This is a genomic window from Nocardia sp. NPDC004604, from assembly GCF_040609795.1.
Lineage (GTDB): Bacteria > Actinomycetota > Actinomycetes > Mycobacteriales > Mycobacteriaceae > Nocardia.
In genome coordinates this window covers 59,146-85,754 of the sequence record NZ_JBEXLC010000013.1, presented here as the reverse complement: position 1 = coordinate 85,754, position 26,609 = coordinate 59,146, and the positions used below count along the sequence as shown (strand labels likewise).

Here is a 26,609-nt window from a genome sequence, read left to right as displayed (position 1 = left end):
CATTTCGATATCCAGCGGCATCGCGAACACCGGGTCGGTGAAGCCGTCGCCCGCACCGATCTCGATCGCGTAGACCTGCACTGCCTGGATCAGCGCCTCGACGCCGAGCGAGCCGGGCATCACCGGGTCGCGATAGAAGTGGCATTCGAAATACCAGTCATCGTGGTCGATTCGGCGCAGGCCGCGCAGATAACCCTGCCCGTGCGTGCCGCCGTCGTCGACGATGTCGACCTCGTCGATCAGCCGCAGATGTCCATCGGCCAGGCGCAGGCCGGGGCGGGTGAACCAGCTGTCCGCGGAGCACACCGCCAGCGTGCGCACCCGGCCCGGCGCGAGTTCGCCCTGCTGATCCAGCCAGGGCGCCACGTATTTGGCATTGTCCAGGCCGATCTGATTGCTCAGGGCCTCGGCGGTGTGATAGCCGAACATGGACTCGCCGTGGTAGAACAGCTCGCCGTCGGCGAAGAGCTCGTAGCGGAATTTCTGCAGCGAGGTACCCGGCATGATCTGGTTGAACAGCATCGTCGTGTGCTGGCGAATGGTCTTGCCGCGCAGGTCGATCTGCTTGACGACGGTCGCCTTACCGTCCAGGTTGCGGATATTGAGTTCCTGATCGGGCGTCGCCAGGCTGGCGCCGAGATAGTAGCCGAGCAGGATGGCGGCCTGCAGCGAGGACTCCATGTAGACACAGTTCGGCATGCCGGGGAAGGCGTTCTCGTGGAAGTACCAGGCCTCCGGCGGGCAGTCGTATTCGGTCTCCATGGTGGCCCCGGCCGCGAGTTCACCGCGCACACCGCCGAATTTCATGATGCGGTCGACGAATCGGAAGTCGCCGTTGGGGATATAGGGCGCCTTGCGGTCGGCATAGATCTCGAACTCCGGGCCCATGGCGGTCGCCAGATCGCCCTTGGCGGCATGCGCCAGATGCAGTTCGTTGATGAAGGCCGGTTCGCCCGCCGCATTGCGGCGGCCCAGAAATGCTGGCACGCCGCCGGTTTCGGGTCGGTACGGGGTGCCGGGCTTCTCCCGGACCTGAACGCCGAAGTTGCGCATGCTGATCATCGGCTTATCGCCGTCGTAGACGATGATGTCGGCGATGATCGTCGGACGCGGCAGCATGGTGATCTCGGTGATCTCCACGTGGTAGCGGATGCTGCGCTGTTTCGGGGTGATCTGGCCGCGCACCTTCACCTGGGTCTTCAGCCCCGGCACCGACTGGAATTCGGCATCGGGCAGGACCAGGTGCAGGCCCAGGTACAGCGCATAGGTCTGCAGCAACTGCACCCCGCCCTCGGCGACCAGAGATCCGGCCAGTACCGGGTCACCGGTGAAGTGGCATTTGAAGTACCAGCCCTCGGGGTCCAGGTGTTTGACCGCGGTCAACTCACCCAGGGCGCGCGGGCCACCGAGCCGGTCGATCGCGGTGATCTCGTCGATCATCCGCAGCATCCGATCCGGCAGGCGCAGTGAGCGATTCGAGCCGTCCGCGGTCTGGTCCCAGGCCGGACCGAAGACCTCGGCCGGATGTCCGGCGGCGAGCAGTTCGAGATCCGCTGCAGTCAAGGCGGTCCGGTCGGTGCGCGCGAGCGGCTTGAACCAGGTCTTGGTCATCGACTCGCGGCGCTTGCGATCGGCGGCATTGAAGACCACGCCGAGGGAATCCTCGAGTTCGGCGGCAGAGAAGAAGCCCGCGCAGGCATCGAGCAGCTCCAGGATGAGCACATCGTCGGCGAAGCACCGGTAGTTGAAGAAGAACAGCAGACTGTCGCCGTTCCAGACGAAACGGTCGATCTTGATCTCGTAGCGCAGGGTCTGGCCCTCGCGGGGCAGGCCGCCGTGGAAGACCAATTCGCTGTCGAGCAGCCGGTAGACCTTCTGACCCTTATTGCGGAAGTCGATGCCGAGATAGCTGACCAGCAGCAGGTCGCACTGCCCGGCCTCGATGGTGACCGCGCACGGCACCAGTCCGTCCACCGAGTACCAGGCACCCTTCGGCACATCGTATTCGGTGGTTATCGCCGACGGCACGTATTCACCGGTGGTGGCCCGCAATTCGGTGACCCGGGTGACGAAGTGGTACGGCGGCTCGGGCAGTCGCACCCGCACCGGGTAGGTATCGATCTCGGCGAAGTCCGGGCCGAAGACATTGGCCACCTTGCCGTTCGCGAATTCCAGCAGGGCTGCCTCATCCCAGACCACCGCACGCTCCGATTGCGATGCGGCGGAGGGGAATTCGCTCGGCGGGGGTGGGAAGCCGCGTCCCGCCTCCAAATCGTCCAGGCTGCGCTGCACCAGGGCGCCGTGGACGCGCAGGAAGGACCGGTGCGCCAGCGAGACGCTATGGCTCATCGGACGCAGCACCAGGGCGCGGGCGGTGTCGAGCGGATCGGCGACGCGGGCGATCGGCGTGGCGGCCGGGGCACCGAGCGGAACTGGTTGCGGTGCGGGCTGTTCGGCGGCAGCGCGACGGGGCAGGTACACGAACGGCTCTCCCTCGATGATGATCAGATCCGGATCCACGATGGGGACCGCGGGGATGACGGTGATCGGATCCACCGTCCGGTGCGCCGCCGCCCGCTTCGCCGCCGCCAGGATCGGGGCGGTTCGCGCGGCGACTCGGTCGACCACCGATTCCCCTCCGCAGGTCACCGCGATGCGGTACTCGGGCTGGGCGGCGACGCCTTCGGGGGCCGGAAACAGCAGGTCGAGGCGTACGGCGACGCCGTGGCTGACCAGCCTGGCCAGCGCCTGTCCCAGCGCGACGCCGCTCGGGATGCCGCGCCGGTCGGCGGCGACGGCGATATGGTCGCGGCCGGTGAGTGTTTCGCCGATCCAGCGGGTGCAGCTGGCGGCGGGGCCGACCTCGACGAACACCCGGAAGCCGCGGTCGTAGGCGTTGTTCACCAGTCTGACGAAGTCGACTGTGCTGCAGAGTGTTTCGGCGATCCGATCGGCGATGACCGCGCGGTCGGACGGATCGACCCGGTCGTAGTCGTAGCTGGACAGCAGTTCCAGGCCCACAGCCGGATGCCCCAGCGGGTGGTTGTTGAGTCCGGCAAAGGCCGCACGTTCGGATTCGACTGCGGCACAGTGCATAACGTGGTTCGCAGGCGCCTTGGCGGATTTGCAGCCGAGTCGGGTGATGAGTTCCCGCACCGCGGCTGGACTGCCCGCGACCACGACCTCACCCGGGGTATTCACATGGGTCAGGTACACCCGGTCCAGGTCGGTCATCGCCGCACGCACCGCATCGGCCGGGGCCAGTAGCACCTGAGTGGTCCAGACCTCGCGGTCGGCCAGCGCATCCGGCAGCCCCCACCGCTTGCGGATCAGCCGTTTCGGGCCGCGCAACTGGTCGACGAACAGCGGCGAGTTCCGCAGCGGAGCGTCATCGCGCACCGCCGCATCCCAGACGTCCATCGCGAAGAGCATGCTGCTCTCCCCCAGGCTGTAGCCGAGGCCACCGTCGACCCGGATGCCGAGCGACTCTCGCAGCAGTCGCGTCGACAACACGGCGGCATTCGTGCCGATGGCCAGCATGGTGGGAATCGACTCGATGAGTTCGCCCTCGTGTCGCATCAGCGCGGTCCGATCGATCCCGCGCGGCGCACTCGGATACAGCGCCGAATGCTTGTACTCGGCCCACGGCTGCTCCGACTCCCGCTCGAAGGCCGCGAGCAGCGACGGGAACAGCGAGAACAGTTCGCGTCCGGCTCCGGGGTAGGCGGCGAACGCGCCCGGATAGACGAAGGCGACCCGGGCGTCCGGTCCCACCGGCCGCGCGGTGCAGAAGCTGCCCGCCGGGGTGGCCCAATCCCCGCCTGCCGCAATGGTTTCCGGCAGATATCGCGCTGCGGCCTGCAGTTCCTTGCGCAGCTTGATGCCATCGGCGGCGACCACGACCGCGGTGTAGGTCCCGGACCGCGGTGCGGCCACATATTCCCGCGCCAGCTCCACCGGATCCCGGCCCGCATCCAGCGCATCGAGGCAGGCTTCGGCCCGCGCGGCCAGCTCCGTGCCGGTATCACCGTGCAGCGGGATAAGCAGCGGTCCACCGCCGCCCACCCAGTCCGCGACCGGCACCGACCCATTGATACCCGACGCCGAGTCACCCGAGGTCTGCTCCTCGGAATGCGGCAAGGCGGCGGGGGCCGCGGACAGCAGGATATGGGCGGTGCTCGCGCCGCTGATCGCGTGCACCGCGGCGATCCGGCGGCGGTCGCGGGCCATGGCGAGCCAGGTGGCCGGGGCGTCCAGCAGGTGCAGGGCGGAGTCATCGAGTTCCGCCATGTCAGCGGCGATCCGGCGCAGAGTCCCGGGGGCCGGAGGCAGTTCGCGGTGGCGCAGGGCCAGGGCGGCGCTGACGACGCCCGCGAGCACTCCGGCCTGCTGTGCGTCGCCGGTCAGGGCGACGTGATTGCCGAGGGCGCAGCTCGCGATGTCGCCTTCTCGGGCCGGGAAGATTTCGGACAGCGCGGTCAGGTCGGGGCCGGATACCGCACCGGCGAGTTCCAGGTAGCCGACCTCATCCGGTGTGACACCGATTGCCGCATAGCTCTTTTCGAGCTCGTCGCGCAGCTCGTCCCGGTCGCCGCGGTGCACGGTGATGTTGTCGATGGTGACCGGATCGGTGCCGTCGGAGCGGCGCAGCACCAGGGCGGCGGCGCCGTCGCCGAGATCCGGTCGGTCGCCATCGGCGAGGACGCTGCGGACCAGCGTATTCTCCACTCCGGCCGCGAGTTCCACACCACCCACGAGCACCGCTTCGACACTCGGGTCGAGCAGCAGCAATCCGGCCACCTCGAGGGCGCGGGCGCCGCCGGTGGCGTCGGCCGAGATGGTGAAGACCGGGCCGGTCAGGTTGTGTGCGGAGGCGATCCGGCTGGCCATGATATTGCCGATATAGCTGAGCACCTCATTGGCGCCGATCCGATCGTGCACACCGGCCCGGACCGCGGCCTCCAACCGGTCCAGCTCGTCCGGCCCGAGTTCGACACCGGCCCTGGCACATTCGGCCCGCACCTGGGTGCCGATATCGAAGCGAGCGCGATGGGCGTGCGAGCGCGGCTCCATTTCCATGGCCACCACCACCGCCACCCGGCGCCCGGCCTGCTCCCGCCCCCTGCCGGTCAGCCCGGCCTCGGCAAGGGCCTCCTCGGCGGCCTGGAAGAACAGCAGATGTTGCGGATTCATCTGCGCGAGTTCGGCGGGTGGCAGTCGATAGGCGCGGATATCCACCTCGACGCTGTCGACATAGCCTGCGGCCCGCTCGTCGGTGAGTTCGGCGATCCCCACCTGTTCCGTGCCGTACCAACGACCTTCGGGCCGCTGCACCAGCGCGGGTTGTCCGGACCGGATGGTCCGCCGCAGGGCGTCCGTCCCGGCCAGCGCCCCGATCCGAATTCCCATTCCGGACACCGACATTCGAGGCAGCTCGACACCGCTTGCGGCATCCGGAGCGTCGATCGGAACCGGCGCACCGACATTCGACTCGGGCGGCGAGACCAGCACGAGGTGGGCATTGGTGCCGCCGAAGCCGAAGGCCGAGACACCAGCGCGGCGCTGCGCCGAATCGCGCTGCGGCCAGGGCTGATTGATGGTGACGATGCGGTCGGCAACGGACTGGGCGCCGGTCGGGCGGATCGCGTCGCCGACACCCGGCGTTGCGGGGATGACCCCGTGGCGCATGGCCAGCATCGCCTTGATGAGGCTGGTGAAGCCCGCAACCGTGAGCAGGTGGCCGACATTGCCCTTCACGGAACCGAGCAAAGGCACATTCGCGCCGAAGAATTCGGCGAGTCCGCGCAGTTCGATCGGATCACCGACGGGAGTTCCGGTGGCATGACATTCGATGTAGTCGACGGCCGCCGGATCGACGCCGCCGTCGTAGGCCCGGCGGTAGGCGGCCAACTGGCCGTTGATATTCGGGGCCAGCAGGTGAGCGCCGGAACCGTCGTTGCCGAGACCGATGGACTCGACCACCGCATAGATGGTGTCGCCGTCACGCTGGGCATCGGCCAGACGCTTGAGCACCACCACACCGGCGCCCTGGCCGGTGACGATGCCGCTGGAATCGGAGCGGAACGGCTGACTGACACCGTTCTCGGGGAAGGCACGCAGATCCGAGAAGCACAGGTGGATGAGCAGCGGATCCGGCGCGCACACCGCACCGGCCAGCAGCACATCGGCCGCGCCGGTGGCCAGATAGTCGCGGGCCAGCCCGATGCTGTAGAGCGCCGACGAGCACGCCGCGTCCAGCGCCAGCCGCGGCCCGCCAAGACCGAAGGCATCGCCGACCACGGTGGTCGGCAGGCCCGATGGCCACAGCGATTCGACCGGAACCTCCGGCTCCCACCGACGGACTCCGTTGTCCGGCAGTGGAAGTCCGGCGGCCCGCAGACCCTCGGCGACCGCGCGTCGGGTCAGCGGCACGCACAGGTCAACGGAGCGTTCGGTCGGGAAGGAGTAGTTGCCGAGTACCAGGCCGGTGCGGGCGAGCACCGCATCGTCCTCGGCGATACCGGCATCGGCCAATGCCTGCCGGACCACGTACAACGGCCAGCGCACCACCCGCCCCAACCCATCGATCCGCTCGGCCGGAACCCGCAGGCCGGTCGTGTCGATCGCCGGTTCGGTGACGAAACCGCCTCGGGTGGCAGTGATTTGGTGCTCCGGATCACCCCAGCCGCCGATGGTGGCCGGGTCGATTCCGAAGACGTCCGCGCCGCCCTCGGTGCGCAGATCCGCGCCGTCGAGCAATCGGTCCCAGAATTGCCGTGGGGTGTGCGCACCGGGTAGCAGGCAGCCGATTCCGACGATCGCTACCGGCACGCGCGCCGCGCCGCTGTCCGTGTCTGACATGTCCTCACACAGTCCGATCCGTGTCGTCCGTCGTGAATTTCGCACCGAGTGCCTCGCTGATCACCAGCTCCACCGCACCGAAGCGCAGCAGCACCCGTCCGGTCGCGCTGACCGCGGTGACCGTGCCGGTGGCCGTGGCCCCGCGGCTGATCAGCGGATCCACCACAATGTGGAACTCGACATCGCTGGGCACCGCGTCGTGCACCTCGATTGCGCCGACCGCGGTCGGCAGGCTGTTGTGGCCCGTTGTGCGGTGCACCTGGACCAGCGCGGCCTGCAGCAGCAGATCGGCGAGCACCGGGCTGTAGTCCTCGGCCGCGAACGCACCGCCGAGCAGCGTGCGGTCGGCCAGGCGGCAGGTGAGCACCAGACGCCCGTCCTCGGCCTGCACCGCAGCGGTGATGCCGCGCAGCGCGGGGCCGTGGAACAGCGTGCCGTCGGTGTATACCGAAACCGGATGTGCCGCAGCAATATCCGGCAGCCCGGTCAGGGTCTCGGGCGCGAGGTCATCGTCGACCACACTCGTCCGGAACCGTGGCCTGCCGTCGGAGTCGGTCACCAGTACCGCGGTCGCCACGGCGCCCGGGGTGTAGGTGAGCCGCAGTTCCGTCGGACCGGCAGCGTCGAGGACTACGCCCTTGAGCACCGAGAACCCGGTCAGCCGCCGCACGGTCCGTCCGGTGATCCGCTGGGCGGTTCCGAGGATCGTGCCGATCGCGGCCGTCGCGGGCAGCACCGGAATTCCGCCCACCGCATGGTCGGCCAGCACCGGATCCTGCGCGGCCCCGGTGAGATCGCGGCGCACCACCGTCGGCTCGGCCGACAGCGCCCGCGGCGGCGCGGCCGACAGCGGCGCATTCGGCCCGACCACGCACACCACATCCGCGGACCGTGCGGTGCGGAACTGTTCGGTGAAGAACTCCACGCCGGTGCGCAATGGGATCAGCGTGACCCCGCGCTCGGTGAACATCCGCTCCAACTCCGGTGTCACCATGCCGCCCGCCCAGGCGCCCCAGTTCACCGAGGTGACCCGGCTGCCGGGCAGCCGCCGCCGCAGCGTAGCGGCCACCCGGTTCAGCGCCTCATTGGCACTGGCATAGCTGGACTGACCGCGATTGCCGAAGAATCCGGCGATCGAGGAGAACAGCACCACATGCCGCAGCCGCTCGGTGTCGAGGGCCGCCAGGGTGGATGCCAGACCGGTCAGCTTGGTCGCCAGCACCGGCGCGACATCCGCACGGCGCTGATCGGTGATCGCCTTATCGGCGAGCACTCCCGCACCGTGCACCAGGCCGGTGATCCGATCCCGGTACGGTGCCAGTGTCGCCGCGGTCGCCTCGGCGTCGGTGACATCGACGGCGAGGTATTCCGCGGTGGCGCCGGCGGCGTGAATCGCGGCCAGGGTGGCCCGGATCTCGCGGCCCGCGACCAGGCCGCGGAAGGTCCGTTCGACCTCGCGTGGCGTCGGCTTGGCGCCGCCCGCGCGCAGATCGGCGACGATCGCGCCCTTCAGCTGCGCCTCGGAAACTCCGGTGGCCCAAGCGGGTTCGGGCTCAAGTGGGCTGCGCCCGAGCAGCAACAGCCCACAACGGTACTGTTCGGCGAGTCCGATCGCGCACGCCGCGGTGACGCCGCGTCCGCCGCCGGTGACCACCAGCAGATCCGCGACGTTCGGCTCCGGCACCGAATCACCCTGCGGCAGTAGCGGATCGGTGCCGTCATCGGTGGACGCGCGCAGCGTCCGACGGGTGCCGTCGACGGCGATGCCGACCTCGGCGGTGCCGGTATCGGCATCGGCGAGTTCGTCGAGCACCCGGGCCACCGCCTGCTCCACCGCCAGTTCCGGACTCAGGTCCAGTGCCCGGCAGAACAGCGAGGATGCCTCGATCGCAAGGGTTTTCACCAGCCCCGGCAGTCCGCCGAGCAGTCCGGCGGCGTCGACCGTGCCGGACAGGCCGAGCAGGCCGTCGACACGGCTGACCGTGAGGAAGGCCGCGCGGCCGCGCGCCGCCGCCTGTTCCAGGGTGCGCTGGGTCGTATGCGCCAGCTCCAGCGCATCTTCCAACGCCGCAATGGAACTCGACCATCGGGCCGGCGCCTCCGGGGCGAGGAAAACGACCAGGTCCAGCCGATCGTCCGGGCCGAGGTCGGCACCGGTGACGACCGACCAGCCCGCCGCCGCGAGGGCGGCGGCGAGCGGTTCGGCCAGCGCGCTGCCGCCACCGGCGATCAGCGCGACAGGCTCGGCTGCGAAGGCCCCGACCAGCGGGGCGACGGCAGGCAGCTCGGAAAGGCGCGCCTGCATCCGCGAGATGCGGGACGCGCCATCAGCTTTTGGGTGCACCACCTCCGCCGCACGCACCGCGCCGGAGCCGCCGATCGCGACGCTGATGAAGGCGATGATCCCGCCCAGTGTGCGCAACTCGCCCATCTGCTCCGGACCCGCCTGCGGGCTGTCCGGGAACCGCTCCTGCAGTGCGCCCATGATTTCGACCCGCTTGATCGAGTCGATACCCAGATCGGCCTCGACATCCATGGATACGTCCAGCATGTCCGCCGGGTAGCCGGTCTTCTCGGCGACGATCGACAGCAACGCGTCCTGCACCACCTCGGTGGCGTCACCGGTGACCGGGGTCTCGGTCGGGGCGCTGACCGCCGGTCCGGCGGTCGCGACCGGAGCCGGTTGCGCTACAACCGCTTCCGCGATGGGCTGCGGTGCCGCGGACCGAGCTGGCGGCGCCGGCGCGTATGCCGGAGCCGACACCGGAGCGTAGGCGGGGGCGGCCGTCAGTTCCGCCTGCGCCGCCAGCTCGGTCCGCGGCAGCCGCTCGACCGGGCGGCGGATGGCCGGAGCGTCGATGCTCTGACCCGCCTCCAGGTACGCGAAGCCGAGCAGCACCTCACTGGCCTGGCTGTGCGCATGTCCGATGGCCACGCTGTGGTCGCTGACCGAGGCCAGTCCGGCGATGGTGCGGTCGTCCAGGGTGCCCTGGCGCGAGTCGTATTCCAGAATGCCGCTGAGCCTTTCGGCCACCCGCAGCTGGCTGCTCAGGTATTCCCGGTGCAGCGCCAGGTGATCACCGGCCAGATCGCCCTGGCCACCGGCGGCCGCGAGGGCGGGCGGGGCGGCGGGCGCCGCAGCGACATTGCCGTTGCCGTTGCCATTGCCGTTCCCATTGGCAGGGGCGGGCTGCGGTACGCGATATCCGTTCTCGAGAGCGTCGCGGTAGGAACTGCGCCGCTCCTCCGAGACATAGTTGATGCCGTTCAAGGGGATCCTCATTCCTTTGCTTTCGACTACTTCGGATTCCTCGGCGCTGTACCGGTTCAGACCGGTCAGCGGCAGTCCCAGCACCGCGAGCCGCGCCGCGAGCTGCTTGAGCGCGCGGTCGCCGTCGGCGCCCGCGTCGGCGGCGAGCACCACCGCGTCCGGCAGATCGGCCAGGATCTTGCGCACCAGGCCGGAGAGCACCGACTTGGGGCCGAATTCGACGAAGACCCGGTAACCCGCGTCGTACATCTGCCGGATCCGCGGGGCGAAGCCGACAGGCTGGGACAGCTGCTCCACCAGCACATTCCGGTTCGCCGCCAGATCGGCGCCGTATTCGGCGCCCGCGGCGTCGGCGAATACCTCGAGGGCGGGCTTGCCGATCGTCTCCTCGGCCACGGCCGCCCGGAACGCGTCCACCGCATGTGCCACATAGGAGGTGTGGAAGGCGGCGGCCACCGGCAGCAGCTGGGCGTGCAGGCCCTGCTCCTGTGCGGCCGCGGCGAATTCCCGCACCGCCTCGGTACCACCGCCGACGACGGTCTGCTCCGGCGCATTGAGGTTGCACACCACCACATCCGGGTGCGCCGCCAGCAATTCGGTCAGCGCGTCCGGACCGCAGCGCAGCGCCGCCATGGTGCCCCGATCGGCCGCGCCCTCGGGCAGTGTCGCCATGGCGGTGCCGCGGGCCCGGGCCAACCGGTAGAACGTGTCGTCATCGAAGGCCCCGGCCGCCCACAGCGCGGTGAGCTCACCGAAGCTGTGGCCGAGCGCGCCGTCGGGTACGAAGCCCAGTTCGTCCAGGAAGCGGTACTGTCCGGCGGCCAGCGCGCCGATGGCAGGCTGTGCGAAATCGGTGCGGCGCAAGGCTTCTTCCTGGGCCGCGGCGTCCTCCGGGGTGAACGCGGGCGGCGGGAAGATGGCCCGGCTCAGCGGATCGGCGGGATCGGAATGCTTACTCGCGGCATCGAATGCGGCACGGATCGGCGGCACCGCTACGGCGGTCTGCGCGCCCATGCCGACGTACTGGCTGCCCTGTCCGGCGAACAGCGCGCCGATCCTGCCGGGCACCCCTGCCGCGCACCGGTAGTAGGCACCACCCGGCACCTCGAACGCGTCGACCGACTGCTGCGCGCGCAGCCGTTCGACGGCCTTGTCCCGCAACGCCGTCAGCTCGTCATCGGACTGTGCGACCACCGCCAGGCGGGCGTGCCCCTGCGGAATCGCCGTATCCAGTTCGACACCGCGCGGGCGCTCTTCGATCGCCGCGAGCAATTCCGCCGGCGTCGCGGCGTGCCACGCGCATACGCGGTAATCCCGGTGCAGCGCACGGGCATCGGCGCCGGACGGATCGTATTCCTCCAGCACGCAATGGAAGTTCGTGCCGCCGAAGCCGAAGGACGAACTGGCCGCCCGCCGCTTCTCCCGGCCCGGCTCCAGCACCCACGGCCGGGTCACCGAATTCACGTAGAATGGTGAGTTCGGGAAGTCCACCGCCTCCTTGGGCTGCTCCACATTGATGGTCGGCGGCAGCACCTTCTGGTGCAGCGCCAGCGACAGCTTGATCAGCCCGGCCGCGCCCGCCGCCGCCTTGGTGTGTCCGATCTGCGACTTGACGCTGCCCACCGCGCAGAACTGCTTCTCATCGCTCGCCTCGACGAAAACCTCACGCAGCGCGGACAATTCGGTGTAGTCACCGACCGCGGTGCCGGTGCCGTGGCATTCCAGCAGTCCGATCTGCTCGGGCCCGAATCCGGCATCGGTGTAGGCCCGGCGCAACGCCAGCTGCTGCCCCTCCTTGCGCGGGGCGTAGATGCTCTTGAACCGCCCGTCGCTGGAGGTGCCGATGCCGCGCAACACCGCGTAGATGCGGTCGCCGTCGCGCTCGGCGTCGGCGAGGCGTTTGAGTGCCAGCATGCCCATGCCCTCGCCGATCATGGTGCCGTCGGAATTCTCGTCGAACGGCCGGATGATTCCGCTCTTGGACAGCGCGGGCGTCTTGCTGAAGCACAGGTACATCAGGATGGTGTTCTCGGCATCGCAGCCACCGCTGATCATCAGATCGGCCCGGCCGGACACCAGTTCGGCCGCCGCCATGTGGACCGCCGCAAGCGAACTGGCGCAGGCGGCGTCGATGGTGCAGTTGGTGCCGCCCAGATCGAACCGGTTGGCAATGCGCCCCGACACCACATTGCCGAGCATGCCCGGGAAGGAGTTCTCCTCCCAGGGCGCGAAGGCCTTGACGAATTTGGCCGCGATCTCCTCGGCATCCTGATCGCTCAGGCCACAGCTGCGCACAACTTCTTTGAGCACTGGGGTCTGCAGGCGAGTGGCCAGCGGCTGGGTCAGCGAGTTGGCGCCGGTGATGCCGAGAATGACGCCGGTGCGGCTCGGGTCGTACCAGGACGAATCGGGTGCGCCCGCATCCGCGAGGGTCTGCTTGGCCACCACGAGGCTCAGCAGCTGCAATACGTCGGTGACCTCTAGGATGTTCGGTGGCAGGCCGAACTCCATCGGATTGAAGTCGACGGTGGGCAGGAAGCCGCCGCGCTTGGCGTAGGTCTTATCCGGCGCGCTGGGGTCCGGATCGTAGTAATCCTCGATCTTCCAATGGGTTTCGGGTACGTCCTCGATGCAGTCCGCGGCCGCGACGATATTCGACCAGTATTCGGTCAGATCCGCCGAACGCGGAAACAGCGCGCCGAGACCGACGATCGCGATGGGCGTATCGCCGAGCCGGGTACCAGGCGCGGGCGAGAGCGTTGTCTGTGATTGCATGGGGCACTGCTCCTCGACGGCGTAAAACGCAGCGGCGGTGGATGATTCGCGACACTCAGGCCGCGAGCCGGTCCTTCTCGACAACGATGTACTTGGCCAGTTCGGCGATGGTCGGGTGGTACCAGAGCGCGGTGGTCTCCAGCTCGAACCCCAACCAGGACTCCAGCTCACCCGCGAGCACCAGCGCCTCGGTGGAGTCGAGGCCGAAGCTGTCGAAGAAGTCGTCCACCGAAACTTCTGCCGGCTCGACGGACAGCTTGTAGGCGATCTTCTCCCGCAGCCAGTTCTCCACTTCCTCGACGGAAAGCGATGCGGTGGTGGCCTGCTCGGTCATGGGAAACACACTCCTGATGCGGTAACAGCGAATTGATCTGATGAGGGAGAACTCATTGAGCGGGCGCGGCGGAGAGGCTGCGCACCACCGCGTCGGCCGCGGCGGCGCCGGAATCGAATCCGGATTCGTGGTTGCCGACGATATCGATGCCCATCTTGCGCGAATGGAAATACGAGCCCGCGAATTTGACCCGGGAGCTGCCCTCATTGATGGTGTGCAGCACCGGACGCAATTGCCGGGCCTCGTAGGTGAAAATCGGGTGGCGGTAGGCCAACTCGCGGATCACCCGGTCCGGGTCGATGTCGGCACCGCAGTCCAGGGTGAGGAAGTAGTCGGTCTCGCTGGTGAAGCACTGCAGCTCGTTGAGGTAATAGACGACCCAGGACCGCATATCGTCGAGCCCGCCCGAGCGCACATAGTTCCAACTGCGCCAGATCGAACGGTCGCCGGACATGCAGACCGGATCGGTGTGCAGGGTGGCGCGAGTGTCGTTGTAGGACAGGGCTTCCAGCATGCGCTGTGTTGCCGTGGGCGCGGTGAGCATGGCCAGCGCGTCATCGGCGTGCGCCGCGATGATCACCTCGTCGAAGCGCCGGGGACCCTCGGTGTTGTAGACGGTGACTCCGGTTTCGTCCTCGTCGACCCGATCGACGGCGGTGCCGAGCCGGATCTCCTGCCCGGCCGCACCCAGGTGCTCCAGCGTCGCGCGGACATAGTTGATACTGCCGCCGGTGACCGTATTCCACGGGGCGGTGCGCCCGCCCAGGCCCTCGCGGCCGTGCCCGAGAAAGAACGCGATAATGGTTGCCGCGGGCATTTCCCAGATGCGATCGGCCGGTACCGACCAGGCGGCGGTGGCGATCAGCACAATGAATCCGTAGCGGAAGTCCTGGCTGTAGCCGTTGGCGTCCAGATATTCACCCATCGGCATCTCGGCCTGCTTGCGGATGAAATGCTTGGGCGATTCCCGGTAGAACCGCTCCGCCTCGGCCCACATCGGCACGAATTCCGGTCCGTACTTCGCCTTGATCTCGTCCTCGGGGAGTACGAAATCCTCCGAGACGAAGCCGAGTCCGGTGTCGGCATGGTAAAAGCTGAAGGTGCCGGGATGCGATTGCGTCGCCACGCCCAGATCGGCGAAGAATTGCGTCAACCGCTGGTAATGCGCCTCGTTGTAGACGATAAATGCGGTATCCAGCCCGAGGATCCGACCATTATCGTTCACTTCGATAGAGTTGGCGTGACCACCGGCGTTCATTTCCTTTTCGAACAGGGTCACCTCGGCCCGTCCACGCAGGTGGTAGGCGGCGGACAGACCGGCGATCCCACCACCGATCACGGCCACTGCGGACATACTGCCCTCAATTCATCACCAAATGTCAGGAATTCGATCCCGAGGCCACTCCGACGCGGGATCGAAACTGACGATATCCGTTCGTTACCAGCACCCCAAGGGACACTTTGGGAACATCGGAGTATGTATCGAAAGAGGTACGTGCCGCCATTACCTGGTCCTTTCCAGCGATTTTCAGCGCCATCGGAACTCTCCCCCAACTCTTCGTTAATTCGCCCCGAACGATCAGGAACCGATTCCCCGAATTAATCGGAAGATAAGTGTGGACCGCGCTCGGGCGCTCGCGTTAGCGTTTGTCCATGGCCACCGCCGCAACGCAACAGGCACACCGGATACGCGCAGTAACGGAAATAATGGCCGCCTATCATCGACTCCGAATGTGTTTCCTGGAAGCGCGCCCCATGGTTCAGCTGATGTTCTTGCTGCGTTTCCTGGCCGCATCCGCAATCGCCGCGGAATACGGTATGGGACACCGGGAATTCTCCATCCGAAGTTATGGCTGTGCACTGCTGTCCTGGTTCTTCGCAACCGTCTGCATCTATCTCGCCAACGGCATTGCCGACGGTGCGAACGACCGGATCAACGGCGTCGGCCGCCCGATCGGGCGCGGTGACCTGATGCCCGCACAGGCACTGCCGGTCGCGGTCGGCGCCGCGGTCGGCGCCCTGCTGCTCGGCGCACTGGCGGGTCCGACCCCGACCCTGCTCGCATGCGCATTCCTGGCCATCGGCTATGCCTACTCGGCGCCACCGTTCCAACTGCGCCGCGGCTGGCTGGGTTCGACTTCGGTGGTGGTCGCCGGTGGCCTGCTCACCTACGCGGCCGGGGCGGTGGCCGTCGGCGCGCGACCGACGCCCACGCTGGTCGCCTTCGCAATCGCAATGTCATTGTGGATGGGCTGTATCGGCGCGGTGACCAAGGACTTCTCCGATGTGGACGGTGACCGCGTCGCGCGCCCGCGGACCCTCATTGCGCTGGTGGCCGAGTGGCCGCTGCGCCGCTGCGTCGCCGCACTCGCGACCCTGATCGCGCTCGGCATTCTGTTTGCCGCACAACGGATTCCCGGCCTCGTTCCGACCTGCGCCTGCCTGCTTCCCGGCGCGGTGGTGGTCGGCTATCTCACCCTCACCACCCGCTACCACCATCCCCGCCGACGCAGCCGCCGTCCCTACCACGCCTTCATGGCCACCCAGTTCGCCGCCAACGCCGCAATGGGTTTGAGCGGCCTGTAACCGGGGGTCGAGGAACATCTTCGAGAGATCCGGCGCTAGCGATCTACCGCACATAGCCGCAGGAGATGATCTCGGCCCATTGATCTTTCCGAGAGCCGCGCGTGGCCTGTCGAACCGTGCGGTATGCGGCAAGATAGTGCGTTCCCGCGTGGCGCTCGACGTCGATTGTCAGGGCAGGCTGGGTATCGTGGACTGGTTCTGGGAGTGCTTCCGACTGTTGGGAATTCGCAGTCGGTGACGTGGGCCCGCTATGTGCGGGTCGACGCGAAGGCACCCGAGCTTGCGGCGAGCGTCGCGGTGACGGCCGCGCGGTCGGGGAGGTGCGGGTCGGGCGGGGTGCGTAGCAGAACCAGTTGGTGGTAGAGCGGTGCGGTAGCGGCGATCAGCAGGGCGCGCGCGTCGACGTCGGGCGGGAGCTCTCCGCGCCGGACCGCCCGCTCGACGATGATCTCGGACTGTCCGTAACGGTCCTCCCATAGGCGCCGCAGGGCTCGGGCTGCCTCCTCCGATCGGAACGAGACCGCGATCAATGCCACAGCGATCGACGATTCGTCGGTCAAGGAGTCTTGGATCTCGTAGTTCAGTGCCGCGAGATCGCCACGCAGAGAGCCGGTGTCGCGGGGTTGCCACGGCTGATGACCGGCCGCGTCGAAAACGTCGGCAAGCAGGCCGCCGACATCGTGCCAGCGGCGATACACCGTTGCGCGGTGCACGCCCGCGCGGGCGGCGACGGCATCGATGCTCAGCGCGTCGTAACCGTGCTGGGTCAGCACCGCGCTGACTGCCGCGAGCACTTGGGCACGGATGCGGGCGGTTCGCCCACCTGGCCGGGGACGGGCTGCCGAGGCGGGCTCGGAAGCACCTGGAGCGGAACTCATTGTGGGAATCCGATTGCTGGACGGGACGGGACCTCGAGGATATCTTAGTGCGACAGTTGTCGCGCTAAGTAAAGGTTTTCGATGCTCTTGCGAAGTGTTCACTCGGCCCTGCGGTCTCCGCTGACCGCGCCATCCTCGAACGCTTCGGAGTACGCCCATGTCAACCCAGATCACCGCGCTAGCGGTCAGCAAGTCCTGCGACGGCAAGCTCGTTCTCGATGAGGTGACGTGTGCGCTCGCCGCGGGCGAGCGCACCGGGATCATCGGCGAGAACGGGTCCGGTAGAACCACTCTGCTGCACCTGTTCGCTCAGCAGGAGCAGCCCGATCACGGTGAGATCGTCGTTCAGGCCGAGGGCGGCGTCGGCTACCTCGCTCAGGAAGAGCAGCCCTCGCCGCACTTGATGGTGCAGCAGGTCATCGACCGAGCCCTGGCCGAACTGCGGTCGATCGAGGAGCGGATGCGCCGCCTCGAAGCCGCGATGGCCGCTGACGACGAATCCGGGCAAACGGTACTTGCTGCCATCGTTCGCGGCCGCACCGGAGAAACCGACCAACACGCCGAACGGCTACTGTCACTCGGCTTGTTCGACCACACCCAGCTCACGACTCGCATCGAGAATCTGTCCACCGGGCAGCGGCAGCGTCTCGCCTTGGCGCAATCGGTCAGCGAGCCCTCGACGTGCTGCTGCTCGATGAACCCACCAACCACTTGTCTCCAGCACTGGTCGAGGAGTTGGAAACCGCCCTGGCCGAGTACCACGGCGCCCTTGTGATCGTCAGCCATGACCGTCGGCTGCACGCCCGCTGGCGCGGCGCTCATATCGGTCTGCGTGCGTTGGCATCCGCCTGACGTCGCCGAACCCAGATCACCCACGCACCGAAGGAGTTTCGCTGTGCCCACCGGTCCCTCCCCGATCGCCGCAGACCCAGCCGTTCTGCACCCTATGCCCGGCCAGCCGCGCGTGGTGCTGTTGAAGCCGCTCGTCACCTCGCCCCTGATCGAGATCGGCGAGTACTCCTACTACGACGATCCAGAAGATCCGACCGCGTTCGAAACCCGCAATGTGCTGTACCACTACGGGCCGGAGAAGCTGATCATCGGAAAGTTCTGCGCACTGGGCGCCGGAGTGCGGTTCATCATGAATGGGGCCGATCACCGTATGGACGGCCCCTCGACCTTCCCCTTCCCGACCATGGGCGGCTCGTGGTCGAACCACTTCGACCTGCTCACCGGCTTGCCGAACCGAGGCGACACCGTCGTCGGCAACGATGTCTGGTTCGGTCACGGCGCGACGGTGATGCCCGGCGTGCGGATCGGCCACGGCGCGATCATCGGCACCGGCTCCGTGGTCACCGGCGACGTGCCCGACTACGGCATCGTCGGTGGCAATCCGGCCCGCCTCATCCGTACCCGCTACGGCGACGAGGACGTTGCACGGCTGCTGGCGGTGGCCTGGTGGAACTGGCCCGTCGAGCACATCACCGAACACGTACGCACGATCATGTCGGGCAGCATCGCCGCCCTCGAAGCCGCCGCCGGAGACTTGAAATGAGTGATACCGCAATGCCTTTCCGCCCTACCCATATCGCGATGGTCGGTGTCCCCCTGGTGAGTCACGTCCTGCCGAGTCTGGAGATCATCCGTGAGCTGGTCGCCCGCGGCCATCGCGTCACCTACGCCAACGACCCCGCCGTAGCCGACCTGATCACCGGCACCGGTGCCGAACTGCTCCCGTGTACCTCCACATTGCCTGTCGCAGAGAACAATTGGCCCGACGACCCGATCGCGGCGATGAGCCTGTTTCTCGACAACGCCGTTCAAGCCCTGCCGCAGCTCCACGCGGCCTACGACCACGACCCCGCGGACCTCTACCTGTACGACATCGGCGCCTATGCCGCACGGGCCCTCGCCGAAGCACAGCATCGCCCGATAGTCCAGCTGTCGCCCACGTTCGTGGCCTGGAAAGGCTACGAACAGGAGGTAGCAGAACAACTCCGGCAGCTGCCCGGCGCCGACACCTACCGAGCGAGGTTCGCGCAGTGGCTTACCGACTGCGGTGCGGCAACGACCGACGTCGACGCCTTCTCCAGCCTGCCGGACCGGGCTCTGGCCCTGATACCCCAGGCGATGCAACCGCACGCCGAACACGTCGACACCGCTGCGGTGACCTTCGTGAGCCCCTGCGTCGACACACGTAGCGACGCCGAGGTCTGGGTCCGACCAGTCGATGCGGAAAGGGTCCTCCTGATCTCCCTGGGCTCGGCCTACACTCGCCAACCGGAGTTCTATCGTCAGTGCCTGCTGGCGTATGGCGACCTGCCCGGCTGGCAAGTTGTGCTGCAGATCGGCAAGTACACCGACCCGCGCGAACTCGGCCACATCCCTGCCAATGTCGAAGTGTGCTCCTGGGTCCCGCAGCGGGCGATCCTGGAACAGGCGGATGCCTTCGTCACCCACGCCGGCATGGGCGGCTGCAGCGAGGGACTGATGGCAGGTGTCCCGATGATCGCCGTGCCGCAGGCAGCCGAGCAGTTCATGAATGCCGACCGGCTCGTTGAATTGGGTGTGGCCCGCCGCATCGACACCCCACAAGCGACTGCCCAGAATCTACGGGGTGCGCTGAACGACCTCATCACCGATCCGGAGGTGGCCCGCCGCTCAGCCCATTTGCGTGCCGCTACGCGAATCGAATGCGGCACTATGCGAGCCGCTGACCTCATCGAAAGCATTGCAGGGTAACAGCTCACGACCGCGGATCGCGACGCTCGGTTCGTGTGGGAGGTACCTCGAATGGGACCTGCCATCGGCACAGATCGACCCCGATCCCGATCAGGTCCGACAACCGGCTCACCGCCGCGACCACGCCCTCGGAGGTGGGCCGGGCACGGATCAGATCGCACAGGCCGCCAGCACCGGAATCCATACCCCGACCGTGGTGCCCCCGTGCTTGCGCGAGACCACGGTCACCGCGCCGGAAAGCAGTTCGGCGCGTTCACGCATGGAGTCCAACCCGTTCGTGCGGTGCTCGGCCTTCGGGTCGAATCCGATACCGTCGTCGGCCACCGTCGCCCAGACCTCGTGCGGGGCGATATCGACCGTGACCACCACCTGCTCGGCCGCCGCGTGCGCGAAGGCATTGCGCAAACCTTCCCGCAGGATCAGGAAGATCTCGTCGAGCACCAGCGAGTCGACCCAGGACTCCACCCCGTTGACCTGAATCCCGACCGCCGGTTCGGCCAGTCGCATCGCACCGACGAATGCCGCCAGCGCATCGCGCAGACTGCCCGTCCCATCGTCGGCGCGCAGCCCGGTGGTGATGTACGAAAGTTCCTGCAGCGTATCGGTCAACGCCGCGATGGCGTCGGAGATGGTCGGGTCGCCCGCTGGCTGCGATACGGCGCACAGTTCCAGCCGCCGCATCGCCACGCTGACGCTATTGCCGATCCGGTCGTGGATATCGCGGGCCAGCATCCGCCGCTCGGCGTTGTTGACCATGCGCACCTGGTTGAGCAGGAACGAGTCGTAGCCCTTGGCCCCGGCCTCCAGCCGCGCGTATATCGCACGGTTCAGCGTGATTGCCGCTATCCCCAGGCGCCGCGTCGAATCCGGTAGCGGGGCAACGATTTCGGCCACCTCGGTGAGCACCAGTTCGGAGAGCACCCGGGCCGCGCGCACCGAGGCATCCGGCCGAATGCCCCGGTCACCACGGCGCTGGGCCATATCGGCGATGGTGTGCAGATGTCGGGCCACGATGCCGACCCGACCGGAGGCGAGCGCATCGGCACAGTCGGCGATGATGTGCTCGGCCTGGATCGAACATTCCTGCCAGGTGACCTCGTCGGCGACCAGCGCACTGTCGATCGCCGCCAGTTCCGCACGATAGCGGTCGAGAATCAGCCGCTGCCTAGCGCGCAGGTCCGCGACCGCTGCGGACGGCCCCACCTCTGTTGTCATCGTGTCGATCTCCATCGACGGGCCGGACCAGCCCGTTCCCCTGACCTCGGCGCGGGCGGCACAACGCTGTGTCGCACGCACCCGGTCGTCCTACTGTCGGGTCAACCGATGGGTTTGCCGACCCATCAGAAGCGAACGCAGTGTCACATCCGGGGCCGACTCGACCACGGCGCGACACCATCCAAGTCGTGACCATTCTTATACGGTTGTGTTAACTCGGCTACTCGAAGAGTAACGCCCCCAATATTTCCGGACCTCTATACCGCAAAATGTCCGCAACTGCACCGAACGAGGGAAATATCCCAAATTCCAGTTTGGATCAACCGACCAGTTTTTGAATCGGAGCCGCCGCCCCTACCTCCACTGAAACTGGTTACACCCCAATCTCATTCCTGCTCCGGCGAAAAAGGCGCATCCCGCATCCACTCCTCGATCACGGTCGCGATCCGCAGGCGCAGCTCACTCGCGGCGACCACGGAATCCACCGAACCGACTCCCACCGCGCGCTCGATACTGTGCACCGCATCGAATTCCGCAGCCAGCGTTGCCAGATGCTCGGCGCGCACCGCCGTACGCTGGTCCACCAATTCGGCGGCCAGTTTGGGTCGCTCGGACACATCGGCGCGAGCCAGTCGGTGTTCCAGGTCGCGGACGCGAGCGTCGGCAACGGTGCGTGCGTCCACCGTGCGCGCGAACACCACCGCCGCCGCCGGAGCCCCACCGATCACCGAGGCGAACGATCCCTCGACCGCGAGCACCGTCATATTCGGATTCAGTGCCTTGGAGAAGACCACGAAGGCGCCGCCGTGGTAGCGGGAGATCACGCAGAAGACGATCTTGCCGTCGAAGTTCACCACCGCCCGGCCGATCTCGGCGCCGTACTCCAGTTGCAGCGTGCGCATGGATTCCGGCGATCCATCGAATCCGGACAGATTGGCGAGCACTACCAGCGGCCGATTGCCGCTGGCCGCATTGATTGCCCGCGCCACCTTCTTCGACGAACGCGGGAACAGCGTGCCCGCGGTGTAGGTGTCCGGGCCGTCCGCGGGCGGAAAACCATGTCGGACAACGGGCTTGGATTCGATCCCGATCAGGCAGACCGGCCAGCCGCCGATCCGGGCGTCGGCGACCACCGCGGTGTCCGCATCGGCCATATCGGCCCAGCGCTCCAGCAGCTGGTGGTCCTGGTCGGTGACCGCGCGCAACACCGCGCGGATGTCGAAGGGCTTCTTGCGATCGGGATTGACGGTGGCGGAGAAGATTTCACCGACCGTACGGAACTCCGCACCCGGATGCGGGAACGCGGTGATGTCGCGCTCCACCGGGTCGGTGCTGGCGGCCCGGCGCGGCCCCGGCTCCCCCGGACCGCGGTAGCTGTGCGCGTAATGCGCCAGCAGCACATCGCGGGCCTGCGCCAAGTTCGCGGCCCAGTACTGCGCCTGCCCGTTCGGGCCCATCACCCGCGCGTAGCCGCCGATACCGAAGTTGTCCTCGGCCGACACCCCACCGGAGAAGTCCAGCGACTGCTTGCCGGTCAGCACCATCGCGCCGTCCGGGATCATCACCAGGATGCCCTTGGTGTGCATCAACATGGTGGCTTCGGCGTTCCAGTACGGCTGCGCGCCCACATTGATACCGGCGACCACCACATTGATCTCGCCGCCGTCCTGGGTGAACGTGACGATGCGGCGCAGCGCGCGGGCGACCCAGTCCATATTCTCGGTGCCGGAGTCCAGCGAGATGCGCGCACCCGCCGAGAGCGCGAACCACTCCACTGGAACCGCAAGCCGCTGCGCGAGATCCAGCGCCGCGATGATCCGGGCGCATTCGGCTTCGGATACCGCGCCGAGCGCCTTGGTGGGATCGCCGAACAGGGTCACCCGGCACACGCCCTCCGGGTGCAGCGCGGTCGGCGTCGCCACCACACCCACCACGATGCCCGCCGTATTGCGCCCGCGCGGTCGGTCCACCGGGACCAGCCGCGCCGAGGTGGACTCGGAGTCGAGATCGTATTCGGTGAAGGTGCCGACCGCACCGGTGAGCAGCGGGATCAGCTCGTACGGGTACACGGTGCCGCGCCGCCGCGCCCGCACCACCTTCTGGTCGTAGTCGTCGAGCGGTTCGAGCGCGACCTGTGGAGGTCCCTCGATGGTCACCTGCGCGCTGGAACCGGGCTCATAGCGCAGTCGGGTGACCGATTCCCGGAAGGTTCCCTCCCGGGTGGGCAGGCGCGCCTGGACCAGCACTTCCTGCACACCGGCCTCGGTGAATTCCGGTGCCGCGCAACGCTGCCAGGCCGCGAACTCCGCCAGGTCGACCTCGATACCCGGCCGGATGTCCAGCCAGATGTGGTTCATATCCAACCAGGCTCCCGCCGGGTCCAGATCGTGGCGAGCCCGTCCGATCGCCTCGACGCATGCCGAGAGCACCGTGTCGACATCACCGACCGCCGCGATTGCCCCCTGTTCGTCGCGGGTCAGCTCGAAGCGGCCGACCTGGGCCAGCGCCACCAGCCGCTGGTCGTCCGGGTTGTCCTTGGCCACACAGTGATACAGCAGAATCGGTTCGGGAGTATGGATCCGCGACAGGTGGAAGTGCCGCAGCCGCCACAGCGACAGCCGCCGCCCGACCAGCGGGTGGACCCCGCGCACCAGCCGGTCCTCGACCAGATCCGACTCGGCCCGGCGGAAGGTGTAGAACTCCACTTCCGGTCCGGCCACGGCCACCACGATCCGGCGCGCCTGTTCGGACAGCCGGGCCGCGATCAAACCGCGGCACAGCACCTCGGCGCGTTCGTCGGGTGAGGCGGGTGCGTCCGGCCAGACCAGGTGCAGGTCGGCCACGGCCACCTGACCGACCGGGACCGCGAGCAGTTCGGCGCGCAAGGCCGCCACCAGTGCGGTGTCCGGCTGTTCGGCGAATTCCGGCAGCTCGGCGAAGGCACCAACGGTGGCGACGGCGGTCGTCGGCACGGCATGGGCCGGATGCAGTTCCAGCCGGTAGTCACAGACCACGAACGGACGGCCCGCGATATCGAAGGCACGCAATGTGTGCAGATGCTGTTCGCCGTAATGCCAGCGGCCCAACACCTCGAGCATGGGTTCGCGCGGTGCGAAGCGGCCGTCCGGACCGGCGAGCAGACGCTCTGCGAGGAATTCGTACAGCGGTTCCGGAATCTCGACCAGTGCGGCGATCCGACGCGACCGCTCCGGCGAATCCGGCGCCGCCGCGAGGGCGGCCAGTTCCTCCGACACCCCGGTCAGCATGGCGGTACGGGCGGCATCGGTCGCCGGGCGCATGAACCACGCAAAGGCGACGCTGCGAGCCAGATCGGCGACTGCGGGGAAGCGCGAGCGGGACATCCGGATCACCCGCTCCAAGATCTCGCGGGTGTGCGGGTGGTGCGCCACCGGCGGCGGATCCGCACCGATCCACAGCTTCAGCAGTTCGGTCACTACCCGGACACCCGCGGCAATCCGATTGGTGCCCAGGAAGATACGAAAGACGGCCGCTTCCAGTTCGGGAGTCCGATCCAGTTCCGCGACCCCGTAGTGGGCCAGTGCGCGCCCGAGCCCGCTGCGGAACTCGGCCGGAATCGCACCCCGTTCGGTGTCGAGACTCTGCAGGTAGATATGCAGCTGTTCGCGCGGGCTGTCGGCGCCGCGGCCCGATGCCTCGGGGGAGGCCAATTCCACGATATCGGCGAAGATTTCGGCCAACTCGACCTCGCCGACGAGCCAGTCGCCGTCGGCGACCGCCAGCGCGTCGCGATCGAACAGATAGCGGGCCCAAGCGTCGGCCGATGCGGCGTCGAAGCCGAGCAGTTCCGCTCGCATGTCCGCCCGCGCGCGGCGCGCCCGATCCGCCGCGCTCGGCGGCTGTGCGGGCGACGGGATCATCAGATCGACCGACCGCGACGGTGTCACCCGAGTCGCACCACCGGCCGGTTCCACCCGTGCCAAGAGCTCCCCCGCCGCGACTTGGCTGCCGACGGCGACCAGCAGCTCCCGGAGCCGACCAGCGCAGGGCGCGGGCAGTACGGTTTCCAGCTTCATGCTCTCCAGCACCAGTACCGGTGCACCGCTTTGCACTTCGCCGCCGACCTCGACCGGGGTCGCGACCACCAGCGCGGGCGCGGGTGCGCGCAGCACACCACCCTCATCCCGACTCACCCGATGTGCGACGCCGTCGATCTCGACCAAATGGACCGCGCCGTGTGTGGCCGACACCAGACGGTAGCGCTGACCGGCCACGGTGAGCGCGGCCAGGTGCTCGTCGATTCGCTCGACAGCCGCCTCGAATTCCACGCGATCGGCGATACCGTCCTCGATCGCAACCCAGAATCGGCCGAATCCGTTCTTGGCCACCGTGACCCGGTACCCGCGCTCGCCGACGCGCAGTTCGATGGCCCGACCGACCTCGTGCTGCACATGTGGGCGCCGCCCGCGCCCACTTTCCCAGAGCCGCTCGCGAGCACCGTGTTCGGTGTCCTCGTAGCCGTCGATCGCCGCGGCCGCCAAGGCGAGACCGAGGTGGTGCCGGGTGGCCAGCCCGCCCTCGGCCGATGCGCGGTCCACCCACCGGGTGTCGGCGGTACCGTCGATCACTTCCGGCGTATCGAGCAGCGTCAGCAGGAAGCTCTTATTGGTCGCGCCGCCCTCGATGACCACCGTCGTATCGGCCAGTGCCCGGCGCAGTCGCTGTAGCGCCTCGGTCCGATCCCGGCCGTAGGCGATGATCTTGGCGATCATGGAATCGAAGTCCGCGGGGATTTCATCGCCCTCACCGACACCGGTGTCCACCCGGATACCCGGGCCGGTCGGCAAGCGCAGCAACGCGATTCGGCCCGGTGCCGGTGCGAAGTCACGGTCCGGATCCTCGGCGTTCAGCCTGGCCTCCACCGCGTGCCCGCGTTCGGCGGGCACCGGTCCGCTCAGCGGAATTCCAGCCGCCACCTGCAGCTGGGCCTTGACCAGATCGACACCGGTGGTGGCCTCGGTGATGGGGTGTTCGACCTGTAGCCGAGTGTTCACCTCCAGGAACGCGAAGAACCGTTCGCCCGGGTGATACAGGAATTCGACGGTGCAGGCTCCGCAGTAACCGACCGAAAGTGCCAGCCGTCGCGCGGATTGCTTCAACTCCAGCGCCTGCTCGGCGGTGAGTACCGGCGAGGCCGACTCCTCGATGATCTTCTGGTTGCGCCGCTGCACCGAACAATCGCGCACGCCCAGCGCCCAGGCGCCGCCCTGCCCGTCGGCGATCACCTGCACTTCGACATGCCGGGCACCGGTCACCTGACGTTCGAGGAACACCACACCGCTACCGAAGGCCCGCTCGGCCTCCTCGCTCGTGCGCTGGTAGGCCTCGCGCAAATCGGCCTCCGAGGCGACAACCCGGATCCCGCGTCCACCACCGCCCGCGGTCGCCTTCAACATCAGCGGATAGCCGATGCGCTGCGCGGCTTCGATTGCGGCGTCCAGCGTTTCGACCGGACCGCCGCTCCACGGCGCGACCGGCACGCCCGCCTGCTCGGCCAGCAGCTTCGCGCCGATCTTGTCACCGAGCCTGCGCATCGCCTCGGCACTCGGCCCGATGAAGGTGACACCCACGCGCGCACACAGTTCGGCGAATTCCGGATCCTCGGCCACGAATCCCCAGCCGACCCAGGCCGCGTCCGCACCGGTTTCCCGTAAAGCGCGTTCCAGCAGCACCGGATTCAGATACGGGCGCGCACTCGCCGGTCCCAGGCAATACCGCCGATCGGCTTCCCGCACGAAGGTCGCATGACGTTCGCCATCGGTATATAGCGCGACGGTTTCGACACCCAACTCCCTGGCGGTATGAATAAGCCTGCGGGCGGCCTCGCCGCGATTAATAATTGCGATCCGGGTGAACATCTGCTGCCTTCCGTGCCCGCCTGCCCGACCGATCATCGGCCCCTGTGCAC

At 67.8% G+C, this 26,609-nt stretch carries 11 protein-coding genes; 4 read left to right on the top strand and 7 right to left on the bottom strand.

The window, feature by feature from the left end; translation table 11 throughout:
- From ABZW16_RS07675 to ABZW16_RS07660, 4 genes are all read right to left on the bottom strand, one after another.
- A partial coding sequence (locus ABZW16_RS07675) for a beta-ketoacyl synthase N-terminal-like domain-containing protein (RefSeq protein ID WP_354953316.1) occupies positions 1-6,861 on the bottom strand: 6,861 nt, incomplete at its 3' end.
- A 4-nt stretch (positions 6,862-6,865) separates the two neighbouring features.
- Entirely contained in the window at positions 6,866-12,907 is a 6,042-nt protein-coding gene (locus ABZW16_RS07670) for an SDR family NAD(P)-dependent oxidoreductase (protein WP_354953314.1), read from the bottom strand.
- Positions 12,908-12,962: 55 nt separating this feature from the next.
- A complete protein-coding gene (locus tag ABZW16_RS07665) occupies positions 12,963-13,241 on the bottom strand; it encodes an acyl carrier protein (protein ID WP_354953312.1) in 279 nt (92 codons plus the stop codon).
- 52 nt (positions 13,242-13,293) lie between these two features.
- Positions 13,294-14,595 (bottom strand): FAD-dependent oxidoreductase, encoded by a 1,302-nt coding sequence (locus ABZW16_RS07660; RefSeq protein WP_354953310.1) that lies wholly within the window; start codon positions 14,593-14,595, stop codon positions 13,294-13,296.
- A gap of 413 nt (positions 14,596-15,008) precedes the next feature.
- Between ABZW16_RS07660 and ABZW16_RS07655 the strand changes: the two genes are divergently transcribed.
- Complete coding sequence (locus ABZW16_RS07655; protein WP_354953308.1) at positions 15,009-15,827, top strand: UbiA family prenyltransferase; 819 nt, start codon at positions 15,009-15,011, stop codon at positions 15,825-15,827.
- 248 nt (positions 15,828-16,075) lie between these two features.
- Here ABZW16_RS07655 and ABZW16_RS07650 read toward each other — a convergent pair whose 3' ends face one another.
- Positions 16,076-16,705 carry a TetR/AcrR family transcriptional regulator gene (locus ABZW16_RS07650; protein WP_354953306.1) on the bottom strand — a complete coding sequence of 210 codons (630 nt, stop codon included), beginning with the start codon at positions 16,703-16,705 and terminating at the stop codon, positions 16,076-16,078.
- Positions 16,706-16,862: 157 nt separating this feature from the next.
- On the opposite strand from ABZW16_RS07650, the gene ABZW16_RS07645 reads away from it, so the two are divergent.
- From ABZW16_RS07645 to ABZW16_RS07635, 3 genes are all read left to right on the top strand, one after another.
- Complete coding sequence (locus ABZW16_RS07645) at positions 16,863-17,480, top strand: ATP-binding cassette domain-containing protein (RefSeq protein ID WP_354953304.1); 618 nt, start codon at positions 16,863-16,865, stop codon at positions 17,478-17,480.
- Between the two features lie 120 nt (positions 17,481-17,600).
- Positions 17,601-18,260: a CatB-related O-acetyltransferase gene (locus ABZW16_RS07640; protein ID WP_354953302.1), complete on the top strand. Its 660-nt coding sequence runs from the start codon at positions 17,601-17,603 to the stop codon at positions 18,258-18,260.
- Positions 18,257-19,447, top strand: coding sequence for a macrolide family glycosyltransferase (locus ABZW16_RS07635; RefSeq protein WP_354953300.1), 1,191 nt, complete (start codon positions 18,257-18,259; stop codon positions 19,445-19,447). Before ABZW16_RS07640 ends, ABZW16_RS07635 begins: the two co-directional genes overlap by 4 nt.
- Before the next feature lie 150 nt (positions 19,448-19,597).
- Here ABZW16_RS07635 and ABZW16_RS07630 read toward each other — a convergent pair whose 3' ends face one another.
- Together ABZW16_RS07630 and ABZW16_RS07625 are read right to left on the bottom strand one after the other, a co-directional pair.
- Positions 19,598-20,662, bottom strand: a complete 1,065-nt coding sequence (locus ABZW16_RS07630) for an ATP-binding protein (RefSeq protein WP_354953298.1) — start codon at positions 20,660-20,662, stop codon at positions 19,598-19,600.
- A 386-nt stretch (positions 20,663-21,048) separates the two neighbouring features.
- Positions 21,049-26,559 (bottom strand): biotin carboxylase N-terminal domain-containing protein, encoded by a 5,511-nt coding sequence (locus tag ABZW16_RS07625; protein WP_354953296.1) that lies wholly within the window; start codon positions 26,557-26,559, stop codon positions 21,049-21,051.
- Positions 26,560-26,609: the final 50 nt, after the last annotated feature.

Bases quoted from the DNA above. Each gene is read 5' to 3' on its own strand.
- ABZW16_RS07670 (WP_354953314.1), bottom strand. From the start codon at position 12,907: ATGCAATCACAGACAACGCTCTCGCCCGCGCCTGGTACCCGGCTCGGC.
- ABZW16_RS07665 (WP_354953312.1), bottom strand. From the start codon at position 13,241: ATGACCGAGCAGGCCACCACCGCATCGCTTTCCGTCGAGGAAGTGGAG.
- ABZW16_RS07660 (WP_354953310.1), bottom strand. From the start codon at position 14,595: ATGTCCGCAGTGGCCGTGATCGGTGGTGGGATCGCCGGTCTGTCCGCC.
- ABZW16_RS07655 (WP_354953308.1), top strand. From the start codon at position 15,009: ATGTTCTTGCTGCGTTTCCTGGCCGCATCCGCAATCGCCGCGGAATAC.
- ABZW16_RS07650 (WP_354953306.1), bottom strand. From the start codon at position 16,705: ATGAGTTCCGCTCCAGGTGCTTCCGAGCCCGCCTCGGCAGCCCGTCCC.
- ABZW16_RS07645 (WP_354953304.1), top strand. From the start codon at position 16,863: ATGTCAACCCAGATCACCGCGCTAGCGGTCAGCAAGTCCTGCGACGGC.
- ABZW16_RS07635 (WP_354953300.1), top strand. From the start codon at position 18,257: ATGAGTGATACCGCAATGCCTTTCCGCCCTACCCATATCGCGATGGTC.
- ABZW16_RS07630 (WP_354953298.1), bottom strand. From the start codon at position 20,662: ATGACAACAGAGGTGGGGCCGTCCGCAGCGGTCGCGGACCTGCGCGCT.
- ABZW16_RS07625 (WP_354953296.1), bottom strand. From the start codon at position 26,559: ATGTTCACCCGGATCGCAATTATTAATCGCGGCGAGGCCGCCCGCAGG.